Origin of the sequence: Streptomyces cellostaticus (assembly GCF_023630175.1) — a bacterium.
Classification (GTDB): domain Bacteria; phylum Actinomycetota; class Actinomycetes; order Streptomycetales; family Streptomycetaceae; genus Streptomyces; species Streptomyces cellostaticus_A.
Genome location: NZ_JALLIN010000025.1, coordinates 1 through 17,998 on the forward strand (window position 1 = coordinate 1; position 17,998 = coordinate 17,998).

The 17,998-nt window shown below is 72.2% G+C and carries 16 protein-coding genes; 6 read left to right on the plus strand and 10 right to left on the minus strand.

Annotated features, from left to right (window positions below; genetic code table 11):
• From MXD57_RS17240 to MXD57_RS17250, 3 genes are all read right to left on the minus strand, one after another.
• On the minus strand, positions 1–960 hold a 960-nt coding region (locus MXD57_RS17240), incomplete at its 3' end, for a protein kinase (protein ID WP_250402351.1).
• A 165-nt stretch (positions 961–1,125) separates the two neighbouring features.
• Positions 1,126–3,150, minus strand: a complete 2,025-nt coding sequence (locus tag MXD57_RS17245; protein ID WP_250402352.1) for a serine/threonine-protein kinase — start codon at positions 3,148–3,150, stop codon at positions 1,126–1,128.
• 261 nt (positions 3,151–3,411) lie between these two features.
• Positions 3,412–5,118: a glycerol-3-phosphate dehydrogenase/oxidase gene (locus tag MXD57_RS17250; protein ID WP_250402353.1), complete on the minus strand. Its 1,707-nt coding sequence runs from the start codon at positions 5,116–5,118 to the stop codon at positions 3,412–3,414.
• Between the two features lie 287 nt (positions 5,119–5,405).
• On the opposite strand from MXD57_RS17250, the gene MXD57_RS17255 reads away from it, so the two are divergent.
• The gene (locus MXD57_RS17255) at positions 5,406–6,614 is read left to right on the plus strand and encodes a nucleotide sugar dehydrogenase (RefSeq protein ID WP_250402354.1); all 1,209 of its coding nucleotides are present in this window, start codon (positions 5,406–5,408) and stop codon (positions 6,612–6,614) included.
• A 249-nt stretch (positions 6,615–6,863) separates the two neighbouring features.
• Here the strand turns inward: MXD57_RS17255 and MXD57_RS17260 are convergent, their stop codons facing one another.
• From MXD57_RS17260 to MXD57_RS17275, 4 genes are all read right to left on the minus strand, one after another.
• Entirely contained in the window at positions 6,864–7,988 is a 1,125-nt protein-coding gene (locus MXD57_RS17260; RefSeq protein ID WP_250402355.1) for a GuaB3 family IMP dehydrogenase-related protein, read from the minus strand.
• Positions 7,989–8,102: 114 nt separating this feature from the next.
• On the minus strand, positions 8,103–9,608 hold the full coding sequence (gene guaB / locus MXD57_RS17265; RefSeq protein ID WP_250402356.1) for an IMP dehydrogenase: 1,506 nt from the start codon (positions 9,606–9,608) through the stop codon (positions 8,103–8,105).
• A 164-nt stretch (positions 9,609–9,772) separates the two neighbouring features.
• The gene (locus tag MXD57_RS17270; RefSeq protein ID WP_250402357.1) at positions 9,773–10,360 is read right to left on the minus strand and encodes a sigma-70 family RNA polymerase sigma factor; all 588 of its coding nucleotides are present in this window, start codon (positions 10,358–10,360) and stop codon (positions 9,773–9,775) included.
• Between the two features lie 646 nt (positions 10,361–11,006).
• Positions 11,007–11,618 carry a response regulator transcription factor gene (locus MXD57_RS17275; protein ID WP_003948568.1) on the minus strand — a complete coding sequence of 204 codons (612 nt, stop codon included), beginning with the start codon at positions 11,616–11,618 and terminating at the stop codon, positions 11,007–11,009.
• A gap of 381 nt (positions 11,619–11,999) precedes the next feature.
• Between MXD57_RS17275 and MXD57_RS17280 the strand changes: the two genes are divergently transcribed.
• A complete protein-coding gene (locus MXD57_RS17280) occupies positions 12,000–12,329 on the plus strand; it encodes a WhiB family transcriptional regulator (RefSeq protein ID WP_199211640.1) in 330 nt (109 codons plus the stop codon).
• A gap of 90 nt (positions 12,330–12,419) precedes the next feature.
• Here MXD57_RS17280 and MXD57_RS17285 read toward each other — a convergent pair whose 3' ends face one another.
• The gene (locus MXD57_RS17285; protein ID WP_250402358.1) at positions 12,420–13,319 is read right to left on the minus strand and encodes a LysR family transcriptional regulator; all 900 of its coding nucleotides are present in this window, start codon (positions 13,317–13,319) and stop codon (positions 12,420–12,422) included.
• A gap of 80 nt (positions 13,320–13,399) precedes the next feature.
• Here MXD57_RS17285 and MXD57_RS17290 point away from each other — a divergent pair, with 80 nt between their 5' ends.
• From MXD57_RS17290 to MXD57_RS17300, 3 genes are all read left to right on the plus strand, one after another.
• A complete protein-coding gene (locus MXD57_RS17290) occupies positions 13,400–14,068 on the plus strand; it encodes an MOSC domain-containing protein (protein WP_250402359.1) in 669 nt (222 codons plus the stop codon).
• Between the two features lie 52 nt (positions 14,069–14,120).
• Complete coding sequence (locus MXD57_RS17295) at positions 14,121–14,894, plus strand: SDR family NAD(P)-dependent oxidoreductase (RefSeq protein WP_250402360.1); 774 nt, start codon at positions 14,121–14,123, stop codon at positions 14,892–14,894.
• 73 nt (positions 14,895–14,967) lie between these two features.
• Positions 14,968–15,675 carry an ester cyclase gene (locus MXD57_RS17300; RefSeq protein WP_250402361.1) on the plus strand — a complete coding sequence of 236 codons (708 nt, stop codon included), beginning with the start codon at positions 14,968–14,970 and terminating at the stop codon, positions 15,673–15,675.
• Positions 15,676–15,863: 188 nt separating this feature from the next.
• Here the strand turns inward: MXD57_RS17300 and MXD57_RS17305 are convergent, their stop codons facing one another.
• Positions 15,864–16,070: a DUF397 domain-containing protein gene (locus tag MXD57_RS17305; RefSeq protein WP_250402362.1), complete on the minus strand. Its 207-nt coding sequence runs from the start codon at positions 16,068–16,070 to the stop codon at positions 15,864–15,866.
• On the minus strand, positions 16,067–16,906 hold the full coding sequence (locus MXD57_RS17310) for a helix-turn-helix domain-containing protein (RefSeq protein ID WP_250402363.1): 840 nt from the start codon (positions 16,904–16,906) through the stop codon (positions 16,067–16,069). The genes MXD57_RS17305 and MXD57_RS17310 overlap by 4 nt, the downstream gene beginning before the upstream one ends.
• Before the next feature lie 256 nt (positions 16,907–17,162).
• On the opposite strand from MXD57_RS17310, the gene MXD57_RS17315 reads away from it, so the two are divergent.
• Complete coding sequence (locus MXD57_RS17315) at positions 17,163–17,990, plus strand: hypothetical protein (protein WP_250402364.1); 828 nt, start codon at positions 17,163–17,165, stop codon at positions 17,988–17,990.
• The last annotated feature ends 8 nt before the right edge of the window (positions 17,991–17,998 follow it).

The following is a 17,998-nucleotide window of genomic DNA, read 5'->3' on the forward strand; positions in this document are numbered from 1 at the left end:
GGCGCGGTAGGCGGCTATGGCGCCGGCGCGGGCGGCCCGGACGTCGTCCCCGCTCTCCACGGCCCGGCGGCCGGAGGGCGGAACCGGGACCGTCCCCGGCGGAGCGCCGCCCGGCGCCGGCAGCCCGCCGGCAGCCCGCGCCTCGATCGCGGCCCGCCGCGCCGCCTCCGGATCGGTGTCGTGGGACGCACTCGCCGCCGCGGGCTCGAGAGCGCCCCCGGGTCCCCGGCTCCCCGGGCCGCCGCGAGTACCCGGGCCACCGGGAGCGAGGGCGCCGGGCACCTGCCCGGCGGCGGCCACGCCGGCGTCCGCGGGACCCTGCGGGTCCTGCGGCCCGTCCTGGGCCGGTACCGGGTCGTACCCGCACAGGGCCTCCTCCGCCGCGCCGACCGCGAGTCCGGTCAGCATCACCCGGCCGTCGTCGCAGACCAGGACCGTGCGGGCGGTGATGTTGCGGTGCGTCCAGCCGTGGGCGTGCAGCACGCGCAGCGCCATGAGGACGTCGGAGGCGACCTCGGCCGCCCGGTACGGCGGCAGCGGCCGCTCGGTCAGCAGCGCGGAGAGCGGCCGGGCGGCCACCCACTCGCTGACGATCCACAGTGAGCCGCCCTCGGCGAACACGTCGAAGACCTGGTCCAGACGCGGATGGTCGGGTATGCGGGCCGCGGCCTGCGCGGCCTCGACGGCGCGCCGCACCGCGGGATCCGACGGGCGGCGGGTGGCCGTACGGGCGGCGGGTGAGCGGCGGGCCCCGCGCTCCCGGGCGGTGAAGCCCTCGGGCAGCCCCTCCGCGTCGAGCACCTCGGCCTCGACGACCTCGGGCAGCGGCACCTGACGGACCAGCACCTCCTGGCCGCTGTAGGTGTCGAACGCCCGGGTCTCGGTCAGTTCGTACTCGTCGGACGGCGGCAGCGGCAGGCGGTAGCGGTCGGCGAGCACCCGACCCGCATAGTCGTCCACGTTGCCTCCCCCGGCCGCCCGGTCGTTCAGATCCGTTTCCCCCGCGATCCGTTCCGAATCCGCATCCGGCTCCGTACGGTCCGCAACCATTCACGATACGTGCCGGGGGCAACCCGCATTGAGGGGATGACGGATTCTCACGGATCCGAACGGGGCCCCGTCACGTCACGACTTGGGCCGGAAGGACTCCGTCAGCGTCCGCCAGGTGTCCTTGCGCAGGTCGCCGCGCCACTTCGCCGCCCTGGCGGTGTACATCAGCGCGTAACCGAGGTGCCCGTTCACCACGAACCCGCGGTCGATGGTGCGGTACCCGGTGCCGCCCTCGGAATAGGTGAACTCCCAGTCGGCGGTGTTCCAGCCGCGGTAGTCGACCTGCTCTATGCGGATCCTCCGGTACTGGGAACGCACCATGTAGCGCTCCTGGTTCTTCCAGTCCGCCACCGGGTCGTCCTTGGGCGTGCCGGTCCAGGCGACGAGGAGCTTCTGCCCGTCGGGCCCGGTGTAGCGGTCGCCGGCGGCGCCGGTCGACTGGTACTTCCAGCCCTTGGGCAGCCCGATCGAGTACCCCTGGCCGCCCTTGCGGGTCGACTCGACGGGCGCGCTGCCGCCGCTCTTCGAGCCGGACGAGCCGGAGTCCCCGTCGTCGTCGGAGGTGCTCGCGCTCGCCGCGTCGGCCGACGACGAGCCCGTCGAGGCGGCGGCCGAGGTGTTCCCGTCGGTCTTCGTGTCGTCGTCGGAGCCGCTCGCGGCGCCCGTGTCCTTGTCCTCCTTGGTGACGGCACTCGCGCTCGGCGCGGCCTTGGCACCGCTGCCGCGGTCGTCGCCCTTGCCGTCGTCGCCACCGGACACCAGGGCCAGCACCGTGCCGATCACCGCCAGCACGACCACCACCGCGATGATCACCAGGGTCCGCCTGGGCACCACGTCGGTGAGCGGTGCCCTGGGGACCGGCCGTGACGGCAGGTCCAGGTCCGGCGGCGGCACCACGGGCCATCCGGAACTCGGCTTGCCCGCAACCGGGTTCGACACCGGCGGGGCGCCCTGGGCGGAACCGGTGTGTCCTCCGCGAGGGCCGGCACCGGCCGCGGCCGCGGCGCCGGGACCGCCCCCGGTGCCCGGACCGCCGGTGCCCGAAGCGGCCGCCGGCCCGGCGTTGTTCTTCGCCCGCACGGCCGCCGCCGCGGTGGCCGCCCCGGCCGCCTTGCGTACCGAGCGCAGCGCCCCGCGCAGCTTCTCCCCGGCCTCCTCGCCCCGGCCGCCCTCCGGCCCGCCGGGCTGCGCCGGCAGCGGGACGACACGGGTGGCGTCCATCGACTCCGGTTCGGGCGCGTGGATCACCGCGTTCAGCATGGCGCGGGCGGCGGCGTCGTCGAGCCGCTGCGCCGGGTCCTTGGTGAGCAGGCCGTGGATGACGTCCCGGAGCGGGCCCGCGTTCTTGGGCTCCTCCAGGGGCTCGGTCATCACCGCGGTCAGCGTGGCGATCGCCGAGCCCTTGTCGTACGGCGGCAGGCCCTCGACGGACGCGTACAGCAGGCCGCCGAGCGACCACAGGTCGGCAGCGGGGCCCGGCTTGTGGCCGCGGGCGCGCTCCGGGGAGATGTAGGAGGGGGCACCGACGAGCATGCCGGTGGACGTGATGGACGGGTCGCCCTCGACCTGCGCGATGCCGAAGTCGGTGAGCACGACCCGGCCGTCCTCGGCGATCAGCACGTTGGACGGCTTCACGTCCCGGTGCAGGATGCCTTCGCGGTGCGCGGAGCGCAGCACGTCGAGGACGGCGAGGCCCACCTCGGCGGCGCGCTTGGGCTCCAGCAGGCCGTCCTCACGGATGACCTCGGCCAGGGACTTGCCCTCGACCAGTTCCATGACGATCCAGGGCCGGTCGTCCTCCTCGACCACGTCGAAGACGGTCACCGCGCTGTTGTTGCGGATCCGGGCGATCGCCTTGGCCTCGCGCAGGGTGCGCGTGATCAGGCGCCGCTTCTCCTCCTCGTCGATGTTCGACGGGAACCGCAGCTCCTTGACGGCGACCGTGCGGCCGAGGGTCTCGTCCTCGGCGCGCCACACCGTGCCCATGCCGCCGCGGCCCAGCACGTCTCCCAGCCGGTACCGCCCGGCGAGGAGACGCCGCTCGTTCTTGCCCTGACGAGTCTCCTGACGGGATGTTCCCGCCCGCTCCGCCTCCGACATGCGTCCCCTCATGCAACCCGCCCTGACAGAGCCTCCATTGTCTCTCACCCGACAAGTGGCCGACGCCCAGGGTGCCCCGAGCCGCGCCGGGGGCCGCACGCGCCGGAACACCCGCCGCACCGCTCCCTTGAGTCCGCGTCAGACCCTGCGCCCCACTCCCCCTCCGGGCCCGCCCCGGCCCTCCTCGGCACACCTGCCGGACCGTGCTCACGGGCCGCCCCGGACCCGCCCGGCCCGGGGCACCCGGGCGGGTGGTTCCGGCTACAGCGGCACGATGTCCGGCGCCCCCAGCCGGGCCGCGTCCGCCGTCAGGTCGTCCGGCTGGAGCTGGGACTCGCGCTCGGCCTCGACCCGCTTCTCGTAGTGCTCCACCTCGCGCTCGATCCGTCCCTTGTCCCAGCCGAGGACCCGCGCCATCAGCTCGGCGGCCTCGCGGGCGCTGCGGGTCCCCCGGTCGAAGGTCTCGATGGAGATGCGGGTCCGGCGGGTGAGCACGTCGTCGAGGTGCCGGGCGCCCTCGTGCGAGGCGGCGTACACGACCTCGGCGCGCAGGTAGTCGTCGGCGGCCCGCAGCGGCTCGCCCAGAGCCGGGTCGGAGGCGATGAGGTCCAGGACCTCCTCCGCCATGGAGCCGTACCGGTTCAGCAGGTGCTCCACCCGGACCACGTGCAGGCCGGTGCGGGCGGCGATCCGCGCCCGGGCGTTCCACATCGCCCGGTAGCCCTCGGCGCCGAGCAGGGGGATCTCCTCGGTGACGCAGTCGGCGACGCGCATGTCGAGCCCGTGCACGGCCTCGTCGACGGCGTCCTTCGCCATCACCCGGTACGTCGTGTACTTGCCGCCCGCCACGACCACCAGACCCGGCGCCGGATGCGCCACGGTGTGCTCGCGGGAGAGCTTGCTGGTGGCGTCCGACTCGCCGGCCAGCAGCGGGCGCAGCCCGGCGTACACGCCCTCCACGTCGTCGCGGCCGAGCGGCACCGCGAGCACCGAGTTGACGTGCTCCAGCAGGTAGTCGATGTCGGCGCTGGACGCGGCCGGGTGGGCCTTGTCGAGGTCCCAGCCGGTGTCCGTGGTGCCGACGATCCAGTGCCTGCCCCAGGGGATGACGAACAGGACCGACTTCTCGGTGCGCAGGATCAGGCCGGTGCTGGAGTGGATGCGGTCCTTGGGCACGACCAGGTGGATGCCCTTGGAGGCGCGGACGTGGAACTGGCCCCGCTCCCCCACCATGGCCTGGGTGTCGTCGGTCCACACCCCGGTGGCGTTGACGACCTGCTTGGCACGGATCTCGTACTCCCCGCCGCCCTCCACGTCCTGCACCCGGGCGCCGACGACCCGCTCGCCCTCGCGCAGGAACCCGGTCACGCGGGCCCGGTTGGCGACGCGCGCGCCGTAGGACACCGCCGTGCGCACCAGGTTGGTGACGAAGCGGGCGTCGTCCATCTGGGCGTCGTAGTACTGGAGCGCGCCGACCAGGGCGTCCTTCCTCAGGCAGGGCGCGACCCGCAGGGCGTGACGGCGGCTCAGGTGCCGGTGCAGGGGCAGGCCCCGGCCGTGCCCGCGGGCCATCGACATCGCGTCGTAGAGCGCGACGCCCGACCCGGCGTACACCCGCTCCCAGCCCTTGTGCTGGAGCGGGTAGAGGAACGGCACGGGCTTGACCAGGTGCGGGGCGAGCCGCTCCAGCAGCAGGCCGCGCTCCTTCAGCGCCTCGCGGACGAGGGCGAAGTCGAGCATCTCCAGGTAGCGCAGACCGCCGTGGACGAGCTTGCTGGACCTGCTGGAGGTACCGGACGCCCAGTCACGGGCCTCGACCAGGCCGGTGGACAGACCGCGGGTGACGGCGTCCAGCGCGGTCCCGGCACCCACCACCCCGCCGCCGACCACCAGCACGTCCAGCTCGCGCTCCGCCATCGCCGCCAGTGCCTCGGCGCGCTGCTCCGGGCCCAGAGTCGCTGTCCTCACCGCTGCCTCCCGCTGTCGCACGTCTCGCTCGCGTGGGCCGCACCCGCGAAGGGGCGGAGCCCGTTCATCCCCTCCTCATGCCCAAATTCTGACCGGCTCGCCCTGGGCCGGCCACCATGCGCCCGCGACCTGTGGACGACGTGCGCGCAACCACCCGGGAGACACACGAACACAATCCCACATAACGGTCATATTTACTCCTAGTGTGACAGTGCGCTCGTACATGCTGCCCACAGCGGTTGCGCACCCGCCCCGCTTCGGCTACTGGGAAGGACGGCCCACGCCCCATGCCCGCAGACCTCGCCGTGATCGGACTCGGTCCGTACGGCCTGCCGCTCGCCCAGGCCGCCGTCGCCGCAGGCATCCCGACCATCGGGTACGCCACCGGCCCCGAGGCCGGCTCGCTCAGCCCCGCCGAGCTGCGCCGGATGCGCTCCACCGGCTTCCTGCCCGGCACCGACCCGGCCCAGCTCGGCCGGGTGCGCACCGCGGTGATCTGCGCGCCCACCCCGCGCGGTGCCGACGGCGGGATCGACCTCGGCCAGGTGGAGGCGGCCGCCCGCACGCTCGCCGAACGGCTCCGGCCGCACACCACGGTCATCCTGGAGTCACCCGTGCTGCCCGGGACCACCGACGGGTTCCTGCGCCCCCTGCTGGAGGAGGGCTCCGGACTCCGCGCCGGGCGCGACTTCCACCTCGCCTACTCGCCCTGCCGGGTCGATCCCGGCAGCCGCGACCGCACCCCCGCCAGCACCCCCAAGGTCATCGGGGGCCTCACCCCGGCCTGCACCGAGTCGGCGGCCGCCTTCTACGGGCGGCTGACCGACAAGGTGGTCCGCGCGCGGGGGCTGCGCGAGGCGGAGACGGTGCAGTTGCTGGAGACGAACTACCGGCACGTGAACATCGCGCTGGTCAACGAGATGGCCGTGCTCTGCCACGAGTTGGGCGTCGACCTGTGGGACGTCGTCCGCTGCGCGGAGACCAAGCCGTTCGGCTTCCAGGCCTTCCGGCCGGGCCCGGGCGTCGGCGGCCACGGCATGCCGCAGGACCTGACCGGCCACGCGACCCGCACCCTGCGCATGGTGGAACTCGCCCAGCAGGTCAACGACCGCATGCCCGAGTACGTCGTCCGGCGCGCCGCCACCCTGCTCAACGAGCACGGCAAGTCCGCGCGCGGGGCCCGTGTGCTGCTGCTGGGTGTCACCTACAAGCCCGACGTCGCCGACCTCCAGGGGACGCCCGCGCGCGAGATCGCGGTGCGGCTGACCGAGCTGGGGGCGTCCGTGAGCTTCCACGACCCGTGCGTGCCCGCGTGGAGCGTGCTCGACCGCCCGGTCCCCCGAGCCGACGCCCTGTACGAGGCGGTCGCCGATGCCGACCTGACGATCCTGCTCCAGCACCACCGCACGTACGACCTGCAGGGACTGTCGGTGAAGGCCCAGCTCCTGCTGGACACCCGGGGCGCGACCCCCACGGGGGCGGCGCACCGGCTGTGAAAGGGGGCGCGCGAACACCCGGGCCGGCGGCGCCGTCGGCGTCAGGGGCGAAGCCGCGGCCACCGTGCGGAGCGGAGGAGCTCACCGCGGCGGGCACCGCGCCGCGGTCCCCGCGGTCGGGCCTGCGGTGGCGGCCTACGGGCCCACCTCCCTTCCGCCCCCGGACTCCGCCCCGGACGAGCGCAGTCGGACACGCGGAAGGGCCGGCCATCCTCCTGGACGGCCGGCCCTTCCGCGTGCGTCGGAGGCTCAGCGGCGGTGCTGGCTGTCCGCCACCGTCACCTCGACCCGCTGGAACTCCTTCAGCTCGCTGTAGCCGGTGGTGGCCATGGCGCGGCGCAGGGCGCCGAAGAAGTTCATGGAGCCGTCGGGGGTGTGGGACGGGCCGGTGAGGATCTCCTCGATGGTGCCGACCGTGCCCAGGTCGACCTTCTGGCCGCGGGGCAGCTCCTCGTTGACGGCCTCCATGCCCCAGTGGTGGCCCTTGCCGGGCGCGTCCGTGCCGCGGGCCAGCGGGGAGCCCATCATGACGGAGTCGGCACCGCAGGCGATCGCCTTGGGCAGGTCGCCGGACCAGCCGACGCCGCCGTCCGCGATCACGTGCACGTACCGGCCGCCGGACTCGTCCATGTAGTCGCGGCGGGCCGCGGCCACGTCGGCGACCGCCGTCGCCATCGGGACCTGGATGCCGAGCACGTTGCGGGTGGTGTGCGCGGCGCCGCCGCCGAAGCCCACCAGCACGCCGGCCGCGCCGGTGCGCATCAGGTGCAGGGCCGCGGTGTAGGTGGCGCAGCCGCCCACGATCACCGGCACGTCGAGCTCGTAGATGAACTGCTTGAGGTTCAGCGGCTCGTGCGAGGACGACACGTGCTCCGCGGAGACCGTCGTACCGCGGATCACGAAGATGTCCACGCCCGCGTCGACGACCGCCTTGGAGAACTGGGCGGTGCGCTGCGGGGAGAGCGCGGCCGCCGTGACCACACCGGAGTCGCGCACCTCCTTGATGCGGGCGCCGATCAGCTCCTCCTTGACGGGAGCCGCGTAGATCTCCTGGAGGCGGCGGGTCGCCCGCTCGGCGGGCAGCTCGGCGATCTCGTCGAGCAGCGGCTGCGGATCCTCGTGCCGCGTCCACAGGCCCTCGAGGTTCAGTACGCCCAGACCGCCCAGCTCACCGATGCGGATCGCGGTGGCCGGGGAGACGACCGAGTCCATGGGAGCGGCGAGGAACGGCAGCTCGAACCGGTAGGCGTCGATCTGCCAGGCGATCGAGACCTCCTTCGGGTCCCGCGTACGGCGGCTGGGGACGACGGCGATGTCGTCGAAGGCGTACGCCCGGCGGCCGCGCTTGCCGCGCCCGATCTCGATCTCAGTCACGTCTTGGCCTTTCCCTGATGCGTTCAGCGTCTTCCAGTATCGCCGACGGGCACGGCAACGGCGGCCCCGGAGGTTCCGGGGCCGCCGCCGATGCCCGTCACACGCGCGTGTGCGTCACTTCTTGTTGCTGTAGTTCGGTGCCTCGACCGTCATCTGGATGTCGTGCGGGTGGCTCTCCTTCAGACCCGCCGAGGTGATCCGCACGAACCGCCCCTTGGACTCCATCTCCTCGATGGTGGCGGCGCCCACGTAGCCCATGGTCTGACGCAGGCCGCCGACGAGCTGGTGCAGCACGTTGGCGAGCGGACCGCGGTAGGGCACCTGGCCCTCGACGCCCTCGGGCACGAGCTTCTCGTCGGCGGTGACGTCGGACTGGAAGTAGCGGTCCTTGGAGTACGACCTGCCCTGGCCGCGGGACTGCATGGCGCCCAGCGAGCCCATGCCGCGGTACGACTTGAACTGCTTGCCGTTGATGAAGAGCAGCTCGCCCGGGGACTCCTCGCAGCCGGCGAGGAGGCTGCCCAGCATCACGGTGTCGGCGCCGGCGGCCAGGGCCTTGCCGATGTCGCCGGAGTACTGCAGGCCGCCGTCGCCGATCAGCGGGACACCGGCGGATCGGGCCGCGAGGGACGCCTCGTAGATGGCGGTGACCTGCGGGACGCCGATGCCGGCGACGACGCGGGTGGTGCAGATGGAACCCGGGCCCACGCCCACCTTGATGCCGTCCACGCCGGAGTCGATCAGCGCCTGGGCGCCGTCGCGCGTGGCGACGTTGCCGCCGACCACGTCGACGTTCACGCTCGACTTGATCTTGGACATCCAGCTCAGGGCGTTGCTGTTGTGGCCGTGCGAGGTGTCGACGACCAGGAAGTCCACACCGGCCGCGGCGAGCGCCTGGGCGCGCTCCAGCGCCTCGGGGCTGGCGCCGACCGCGGCACCGACCAGCAGCCGGCCCTCGGCGTCCTTGGCGGCGTTGGGGTACTTCTCGGCCTTGACGAAGTCCTTGACCGTGATCAGGCCCTTGAGGACGCCCTCGTCGTCCACCAGCGGCAGCTTCTCGATCTTGTGCTTCCGCAGCAGCTCCATGGCCTCGGGGCCGGAGATGCCGACCTTGCCGGTGACCAGCGGCATCGGGGTCATGACCTCGTGCACGCGGCGGCTGCGGTCGCTCTCGAAGGCCATGTCGCGGTTGGTCACGATGCCGAGCAGCCTGCCCTCGGGGTTGGTGACCGGGACACCGCTGATGCGGAACTTGGCGCAGAGCGCGTCCGCCTCGGCGAGCGTGGCCTCGGGGTGCACCGTGATCGGGTCGGTGACCATGCCGGACTCGGACCGCTTCACCAGGTCGACCTGGTTGACCTGGTCCTCGACGGAGAGGTTGCGGTGCAGCACGCCGACGCCGCCCAGCCGGGCCATCGCGATCGCCATGCGGGACTCGGTCACCTTGTCCATCGCCGCCGAGAGCAGCGGGATGTTCACCCGCACGTTGCGGGAGATGCGGGACGAGGTGTCGACCGCGTTGGGGAGCACCTCGGATGCGCCCGGCAGCAGCAGCACGTCGTCGTAGGTCAGCCCGAGTGTCGCGAATTTACCGGGCACTCCGTCGACGTTTGCAGTCATGACACCTTCCCCAAATGGCCTTGATCGGTGCGGATGTCCATGCTAACGGCAAGCCTCGCCAGCAAATTCCACGTCAGGACGCCCCTTCGGGCTTCGTATGTTCGTACGGGAACGGGGGTGTGCCCGTTCAGTGGACGGAGTTCCGAGGACTCCGCCCTGGGGGTCTACTGCTCGGCCAGTGCGCGCAGGCGGCTCAGCGCACGGTGCTGGGCCACCCGGACCGCGCCGGGTGACATTCCCAACATCTGCCCGGTCTCCTCGGCGGTCAAGCCCACGGCGATGCGCAGCAGGAGCAGCTCCCGCTGGTTCTCGGGCAGGTTGGCCAGCAGCTTCTTGGCCCACTCCGCGTCGCTGCTGAGCAGGGCGCGCTCCTCGGGGCCGAGGGAGTCGTCGGGGCGTTCCGGCATCTCGTCCGAGGGGATGGCCGTGGAACCCGGGTGGCGCATCGCGGCGCGCTGGAGGTCGGCCACCTTGTGCGAGGCGATGGCGAAGACGAAGGCCTCGAAGGGGCGGCCGGTGTCCCGGTAGCGGGGCAGGGCGAGCAGGACCGCCACGCAGACCTCCTGGGCGAGGTCCTCGACGAAGTGGCGCGCGTCGCCCGGGAGCCGGGACAGCCGGGTGCGGCAGTAGCGCAGCGCCAGGGGGTGGACGTGGGCGAGCAGGTCGTGCGTGGCCTGCGCGTCGCCGTCGACCGCGCGGTGCACGAGCGCGCCGAACGCACCATGGGCCGAGCCCGCCTCGTCGTCGCGCATCGGTCCATGGTGCCCTGCGGCCGTCCGGTCCGTCGCATCGCGCTCGTGGTTGTGCACCGAAGCGTTATGAGTAGGTGCGCCGGCACTCATCCCCTGCGCCCTCCCCTTCCGCTCGACCGACTCGTCCCCGAGAGACTCCACATCTCAAGGATGCGGCATCCGCGCCGAAACGAGCAGCGGGCGTACGCCGACCGCCTCACCCGGCCCCCGTCCACGTGCTCCGCACCGCGCGCCGACGACCCGTGCCCCCGGCGCGGCGCACCCCGGTGGACGGTCCGGCGGGCGCGCGGCCGCGGCGTCGCGGCGGACCACCGCCGGGCGGCGGACCACCGGTGGGGGTGTCCGCTGGGGCCGGGCAGCGGTACGGGCCGGGCGGACGGGGATCGTCACCCACAGTCACCTCGGCGACGACCGGACCGCGGTACCGCTCGAACAGGTATGCGCATGTCGACCGCATGACCTCGGGGCGCCGGCAGGGGCGCGGACACCGGTCGCCGGCCACCGTCGGCCGGCCGCCGGGCAGCACCCGCGGCCGCGCTCCACCCGGCTTCCGGACCTCGCCCCGCGGCCTCGCTCCGCCCCGTCCGCCGTGCGGCGGACGGGGTCCATCAGGGGCCGGCCGCGGCCGTGCGCCGCGGCACACGTCCTACCGGACCAGTCCCCAGCGGAAGCCGAGTGCCACCGCGTGGGCCCGGTCCGAGGCGCCGAGCTTCTTGAAGAGGCGTCGGGCGTGCGTCTTGACCGTGTCCTCGGAGAGGAACAGCTCACGGCCGATCTCCGCGTTGGAGCGGCCGTGGCTCATCCCCTCGAGCACCTGGATCTCACGTGCGGTGAGGGTGGGCGCCGCGCCCATCTCCGCGGAGCGCAGCCGGCGCGGCGCCAGACGCCAGGTGGGGTCGGCGAGGGCCTGCGTGACCGTGGCGCGCAACTCCGCGCGCGAGGCGTCCTTGTGCAGGTAGCCGCGGGCGCCGGCGGCCACCGCGAGGGCCACGCCGTCGAGGTCCTCGGCGACGGTCAGCATGATGATGCGCGCGCCCGGGTCCGCGGACAGCAGGCGGCGCACGGTCTCGACACCGCCCAGGCCGGGCATGCGCACGTCCATCAGGATCAGGTCGGAGCGGTCGGCGCCCCAGCGGCGGAGGACTTCCTCGCCGTTGGCCGCCGTGGTCACGCGCTCGACGCCGGGCACGGTCGCCACCGCGCGGCGCAGCGCCTCTCGGGCAAGCGGGGAGTCGTCGCAGACGAGGACGGATGTCATGACCGCCCTCCGCAGCTGATGCGCGTCACCTTGAGCCTCCAGGCTGGTACGGAATCGTCACCTGTGCGGTCGACCGCCTCGGACGCCTGCCCGAGCGCTTGTGTTTTCAACCGCCTCCGCACTCTCAACGACGGTCACTCGAAAGAGTTACGGGGCTACATGCCGTCTTCGGCACACAACGTGAGGGTCTCGACACGGTGCAGACATGCCCAACGGACTCTCAACTTTTCATCACAACCTATGCCCCATTTAGTCGCTTTTGCTCCCGTTTCTCAGTGTCTGGAGCTAGATTCGCAATGAGTCATATTTTCATCTCCTTAGACCGGAGATGTACGGTCGTTGGCACCGGATCCGCCCAGAACGGCTACAAGGGGTCACGTAATGGCAGATTTCTCCCGCCTTCCCGGACCGAATGCGGACCTGTGGGACTGGCAGTTGCTGGCTGCTTGCCGCGGGGTCGACAGCTCGCTCTTCTTTCACCCCGAGGGCGAGCGCGGGGCGGCTCGGAGCGCTCGCGAGAACTCGGCCAAGGAGGTCTGCATGAGGTGCCCGGTCCGTGCGGAGTGCGCGGCGCACGCGCTCGCGGTGCGCGAGCCGTACGGAGTCTGGGGCGGCCTGACCGAGGACGAGCGTGAGGAGTTGATGGGGCGGGCCCGCAACCGCCTGGTGGCAGCCTCGACCACCAGCGGCGACACCGCCCCTCATCACTGAAGGAAACGTTTCTGCACCCATGGACCAACGGGTGCTTCCCCTCCCCCACCGGGCACGCCGAGTGCGTGCCCGCGGCTCTGCCCCGTGCCGCTACTCCCGTCCGGCCGCCCGGGCGAGCTGATCCAGGGTCGCCGCCACGGCAGGCACCTGCGCCAGGTCGGGCAGGGTGAGGGCGACGATCTGCCGCCGGACCACCGGTTCCAGATCCACCGTGCGCACCCCTCGCGGCCGTACCGACTCCACCGCGAGCTGCGGCAGTACGGCGACCCCGAGTCCCGCGCCCACGAGGCCCGCCACCGCCGGGTAGTCGTCGGTGGCGAAGTCGATGCGGGGCGTGAAGCCGGCGCCCTCGCACACCTCGACCAACTGGCCCCGGCAGCGCGGGCAGCCCGCGATCCAGGGCTCCCGGGCCAGTTCGCCGATGGCGACGGACTCCGCGCGCGCCAGCGGGTGCCGTTCGGGCACCAGGGCGACCAGGCGATCCATCAGCAGGGGCCGTACGACGAGGTCGTCCCATTCCTCGGTGGCGGCCGCGCCCTCGTAGCGGAAGGCGAGCGCCAGGTCGCAGTCGCCCTCGCGCAGCAGCTCCACGGACCTCGGCGGCTCGGCCTCCTCCAGGGAGACGCGGGTGCCGGGGTGGGCGGCGCGGAGCGCGGCCAGGGCGGTGGGCACGAGGGTGGAGCTGCCGCTGGGGAAGGAGACGAGGCGGACCCGGCCCGCCCGCAGCCCCGCGATCGCGGCGACCTCCTCCTCGGCCGCGGTGAGCCCGGCGAGGATGCCGGAGGCGTGCCGTACCAGGGCCTCGCCGGCCTGGGTCAGCCGCATCTCGCGGCCGCTGCGCACCAGCAGCGGAGTGCCGACCGAGGCTTCCAGGGCCTTCATCTGCTGGCTGACGGCGGGCTGGGTGCAGCCCAGCTCACGCCCCGCGGCGGAGAAGGAGCCGGTGGTGGCGACGGCGCGCAGGACGCGGAGATGACGGGCCTCGATCACCCCGGAAGCATAAGCCGGGCTTGGATCTCGGGGCGAATACCGCGTGGACGCTTTGGGGTCCGCTCCCGTACCTTGCGGCCATGAAGCTTCTCTCGGTCAACCTGGGCAGCGCGCGGCCGGTGCCGTACACGGACCAGCCGCAGGGCGTGACGGGCATCGACAAGCGGCCCGCGGACGGGCCGGTGCGGGTGGCGGCGCCCGGCCCCAAGGGGACCGGCGCGAGCGGTGTCGCCGGGGACACGGTGTGCGACACCCGCCACCACGGCGGCGACGACCAGGCGGTGTACGCCTTCGCGCGCGAGGACCTCGACGACTGGGAGCGCGAGCTGGGCCGGAAGCTGGCCAACGGCTGCTTCGGCGAGAACCTCACGACGGCCGGCCTCGACGTGTCCGGGGCGCTGATCGGCGAGCGCTGGCGGATCGGTTCCGGGGTCGTGCTGGAGGTCACCTCCGGGCGGATCCCGTGCCGCACCTTCCAGGGCCATCTGGCCGAACGGGGATGGGTGAGGAGATTCACCCGGAAGGGCGCGACCGGGGCCTATCTGCGGGTGATCGAACCGGGCGAGATCCAGGCGGGCGACTCCATCGAGATCGTCCACCGGCCGGACCACACGGTGACGGCGGCGATGGAGTTCCGGGCCGTCACCACCGAGCGGGAACTGCTGCCCGGGCTGCTCGCGGCCGGTGCGGCGCTGCACCCGAAGGCACTGGCCGCGGCTCGCAGGTACGTCGCCGACCAGGCCCGCTGAGCGCCCGTCACCACCGGCGGACGCGAGCGCTCCGGGTCACTACCCTTGGGCCATGACAACGGCTCTGATTACGGGATCGACCGCGGGGATCGGCGCCGCCTTCGCGCGGCGGCTGGCGGCTGACGGCCATGACCTCGTCCTGGTGGCGCGGGACTCCAAGCGGCTGCGCGAGCAGGCGACCGAGCTGCACGACCGGCACGGTGTCGAGGTGGAGGTGCTCACCGCCGACCTCGCCGAGGACAAGGGCATCGAGACGGTGGCCGACCGGCTCGACGACCGGCGCAACCCGGTCGACCTGCTGATCAACAACGCCGGCTTCGGCAACAAGGGCCGCTTCCTCGACGTGTCCATGGCCGACGAGCTGAGAATGCTCAAGGTGCACTGCGAGGCGGTGCTGCGGCTGACCTCGGCGGCCTCCGGGGCGATGCGCGAGCGCGGCCGCGGCGGTGTGGTCAACGTGGCGTCGGTGGCCGCCTTCGTGCCCCGGGGCACCTACGGCGCCTCGAAGGCGTGGGTCGTGCAGTTCACCCAGGGCGCGGCGAAGGACCTGGCCGGCAGCGGGGTCCGGATGATGGCGCTGTGCCCCGGCTTCGTACGCACCGAGTTCCACGAGCGCGCCGGGATGGGCACGGACAACATCCCCGGCTGGATGTGGCTGGACGCGGACAAGCTGGTCGCGGCGGCGCTGGCCGACCTCGCGCGCGGGAAGTCGCTGTCCATCCCGGACCCGCGCTACAAGGCGCTGATGGGGCTGGTGAAGGTCACCCCGCGCGGCCTCCTGGGCGGGATCAGCTCGCGGACGGGACGCAAGTACGGCCCTCAGTAGCACAGGTGGATCCGCCGTCCGGGTGGGAAGATGGTCGCATCGGAACCGGACCAGGGGGGCCGGAGGCGGTGACATGACCTTCGTACAGCTCATCGAGTGCAGGACGAGCCGGCTGGACGAGATGAACCGGCTCATGGACGACTGGGTCACCCAGAGCAAGGGCAGGCGCACCGCGACGCACGCCGTGGTCGGCAAGGACCGCTCGGACGCGTCGCACATCGTCGAGGTGGTGGAGTTCCCGTCGTACGAGGAGGCGATGCGGAACTCGAACCTCCCCGAGACGGGCAGGATCTTCCAGGACATGGTCGCCCTGTGCGACGAGACCCCGACGTTCACCGACCTTGACGTCGTCAGGGACGAGCAGTTGGGCCTCGACACCGTACGGCGGCTCTTCGCGGCCCTGGAGAGCGAGGGCGAGCTGCCGCCGCTCAACGACCTGCTGGACGAGGACATCCACAGCCACGACCCGGTGAACCCGCAGGACACCATCGGGCTGGACGGCGTCCGCAACGAGTACCGGATGTGGCGCGCGGCCTTCGACTTCGCGTTCACGATCGACGACGTGCTGGCCCAGGGCGACCAGGCCTGCGCGCGCTGGACCTGGCACGCGACCCACAAGGGTGACTTCCTGGGCATCCCGGCGACCCGCCGCCAGGTCACCATGACCGGCATGACCCTCTTCCGCTTCGACCCCCACGGCAAGATCACCGAAACCTGGTGGCAGCACGACCAGCTCGGGCTGATGCAGCAACTCGGGGCGCTGGACGAACTGGAGTCCTGAGGCGGACCGGTCGAGCCCGCGAATGACGTCGCACGGGGCGGACGGGCTCCACGCCGGAGACCTGCCGCGGGGAACACCGGCTCCCGGACTGCGGCCCCGTCGGCCGGAGCCCGGTGAGGAGGTCCGGTGGCCGCGGGAGGAGACAGCCGGGAGGGGCGGTCGGTCGCCGACCACCCCTCCCGCCCGCCTCAGCCGCGCGCGGCCATCCGCACGAACGCGGCCCACTCGTCCACGCCGACGGAGAGCAATGCCTCCCCCGGCCGCTTGGAGTCACGGACCAGCACGGCCGTACCGGCATCCGCGACCTCGACACAGTCGCCGCCATTACCCGCGCTGTAGCTGCTCTTGAACCACCGCAGTGTCGCAGCGGCAGGCTCGGGGCTGCCTGTCTTCATAGCTCTCCCACCAGCTTCTCGACAAAGGCCAGCGACTCTCGGGGAGTCAGCGCCTGAGCCCGGAGAACGCCGTACGTCGCTTCGAGCGGGCTGACCTTCTTCGGGTCCGCGTACAGGGCACTCACGTCCTGCACTTCCATGTATGCCATCCTGCGCTGATTCTTCGAGTGGATCAATGTGAACGGCCCAGCGAGACCGGCGTGTTCCTCTCGATCCATCGGCATGACCTGCAACTCGACGTTGCGTTGGTGTCCGTGGAGCAGAAGCTGTTCCAACTGGCCCCGCCAGACGTCACGGCCGCCCAGAGGCCGCCGGAGCACGTGCTCGTCGATGACGAAGCTCAGCAGCGGAGCGGGGCGCCGGCCGAACAGCTTCTGCCGCTCCATGCGCGCGGACACGCCCTGCTCGATGGCCTCCTCGTCGAGCAGCGGGCGCCACATACGGAACACGGCACGCGCGCACTCCTCGGTCTGCAGGAGGCCCTTGACCACATGGTTCACATAGGCGTGCAGCTCGACGGCCTCCGCCTCCAGTTGTACGTACCGCCGGAAGAAGGACGGATACCGGGCCTTGGCCACCTCCTCCTTCATCGCCACCAGCACACCGCGCGCACCCAGCACCCGGTCCACCGCGTCGATCAGGTCCGGCTTGGGGATCCGCCGCCCCTGCTCCACCGCCGCGATCTGCGCCTCGCCGTATCCGACCCGCTCCTCCAACTGCGCCTGGGTGAGCCCGCCCTGCTCCCGCAGCAGCTTGATCTGGCGCCCGAAGCAGCGCAGGAACTCCCCGCCGGCCTCCCCTTCCACCCCCGCGCCCGAGTCCGCCCCCAACTCCATACGCCCCTCCTCACCCACCGCTCACTGTCCGTGATCGCAGAGTAGGAGTCGCGTACGCCAACCGACCGCAAACTCGGGCAGGTTGACTCATGTGAGTGAACACTGACCAGCGAAAGCTTTCTTCACTCGGCGCGTCCATCCGCACACTCTCCGTGCGGTACGGTCACCCCAACAGCACACAAAACAGCTCGGCCCCCGCAACGGCGGCAACCGTTCGCGAGGGCCTGAACCACCAGTGGAAGTTAGGGCTCCCACCGTGATTTACCGGCACTGTATCGCGCCTCCGCGCGCCTACACCCAGTTCTCGCACGACATCATCCGGCACCCCCGCCTCTCCTCGGACGCGGTCCGCCTGCTTACCTGGCAGCTCTCCCTCCCTCAGGGCACAAGGGAATCCCTCTCCCGAACCGCCGAACGGGCCAACATCGGCGCCTGCGCCTTCACCCGCGCCAAGCGCCAACTCAAGGACGAGGGGTTCGTCCACGAGAGGCGCGTCCAGGGCCCTGCCGACCACTGGGTCACCCAACAGCTCGTCTCCAACGTGCCGTTGATCCCCGCCGAAGCCGCTAAGCTCCTCGCCCGAATGCCCGTCTTGCCGCCGCAGGTCGCACCGAGTCCCCGTAATCCGACGGCCGGTGAGCGGACCGGTCGGCTCACCGACGGTCTTCCCTACGGCGACACCTATGGGAACACCCACAACCACCCCCCCCAGACCCCCCGAGGACGCACCCGATGCCCCCGCATCCGGGCACTGCTCCAGGAGCCCTACATCACCCTCGTCGAAGTGACCCGGCGCGTCGGCCTCCTCGCGAACGACATCACCGCCGAGCGCCCGAAGATCAAGGGCGCCGACGCCGTTCACCTCGCCTGTGCGTGTTTCGCCAAGGTCGACGTCCTCATGACGCGCAACTTCCGCGACTTCAAGCCGGACGACGTGTACCGGGGCGTGCTGTTGCGCGTGCCGTTCGAGTTCGGAGGCGAAGGGCTCTTCGCGGGCCACGTCACCGGCCACGCCCAGACCCCGCCAACAGCCTTTGCTCCCCCTTTGCAGCGATCGAACTTGCGCACGACTCCTCCGGGTTAGAGTCGAAC

Excerpts from the sequence above, each read along its gene's own strand:
- MXD57_RS17255 (WP_250402354.1), top strand. The coding sequence starts at position 5,406 with ATGCCCGCAGACCTCGCCGTGATCGGACTCGGTCCGTACGGCCTGCCG.
- MXD57_RS17245 (WP_250402352.1), bottom strand. The coding sequence starts at position 3,150 with ATGTCGGAGGCGGAGCGGGCGGGAACATCCCGTCAGGAGACTCGTCAG.
- MXD57_RS17295 (WP_250402360.1), top strand. The coding sequence starts at position 14,121 with ATGACAACGGCTCTGATTACGGGATCGACCGCGGGGATCGGCGCCGCC.
- MXD57_RS17280 (WP_199211640.1), top strand. The coding sequence starts at position 12,000 with ATGGCAGATTTCTCCCGCCTTCCCGGACCGAATGCGGACCTGTGGGAC.
- MXD57_RS17270 (WP_250402357.1), bottom strand. The coding sequence starts at position 10,360 with ATGCGCGACGACGAGGCGGGCTCGGCCCATGGTGCGTTCGGCGCGCTC.
- MXD57_RS17275 (WP_003948568.1), bottom strand. The coding sequence starts at position 11,618 with ATGACATCCGTCCTCGTCTGCGACGACTCCCCGCTTGCCCGAGAGGCG.
- MXD57_RS17290 (WP_250402359.1), top strand. The coding sequence starts at position 13,400 with ATGAAGCTTCTCTCGGTCAACCTGGGCAGCGCGCGGCCGGTGCCGTAC.
- MXD57_RS17300 (WP_250402361.1), top strand. The coding sequence starts at position 14,968 with ATGACCTTCGTACAGCTCATCGAGTGCAGGACGAGCCGGCTGGACGAG.
- MXD57_RS17310 (WP_250402363.1), bottom strand. The coding sequence starts at position 16,906 with ATGGAGTTGGGGGCGGACTCGGGCGCGGGGGTGGAAGGGGAGGCCGGC.
- MXD57_RS17305 (WP_250402362.1), bottom strand. The coding sequence starts at position 16,070 with ATGAAGACAGGCAGCCCCGAGCCTGCCGCTGCGACACTGCGGTGGTTC.
- guaB (WP_250402356.1), bottom strand. The coding sequence starts at position 9,608 with ATGACTGCAAACGTCGACGGAGTGCCCGGTAAATTCGCGACACTCGGG.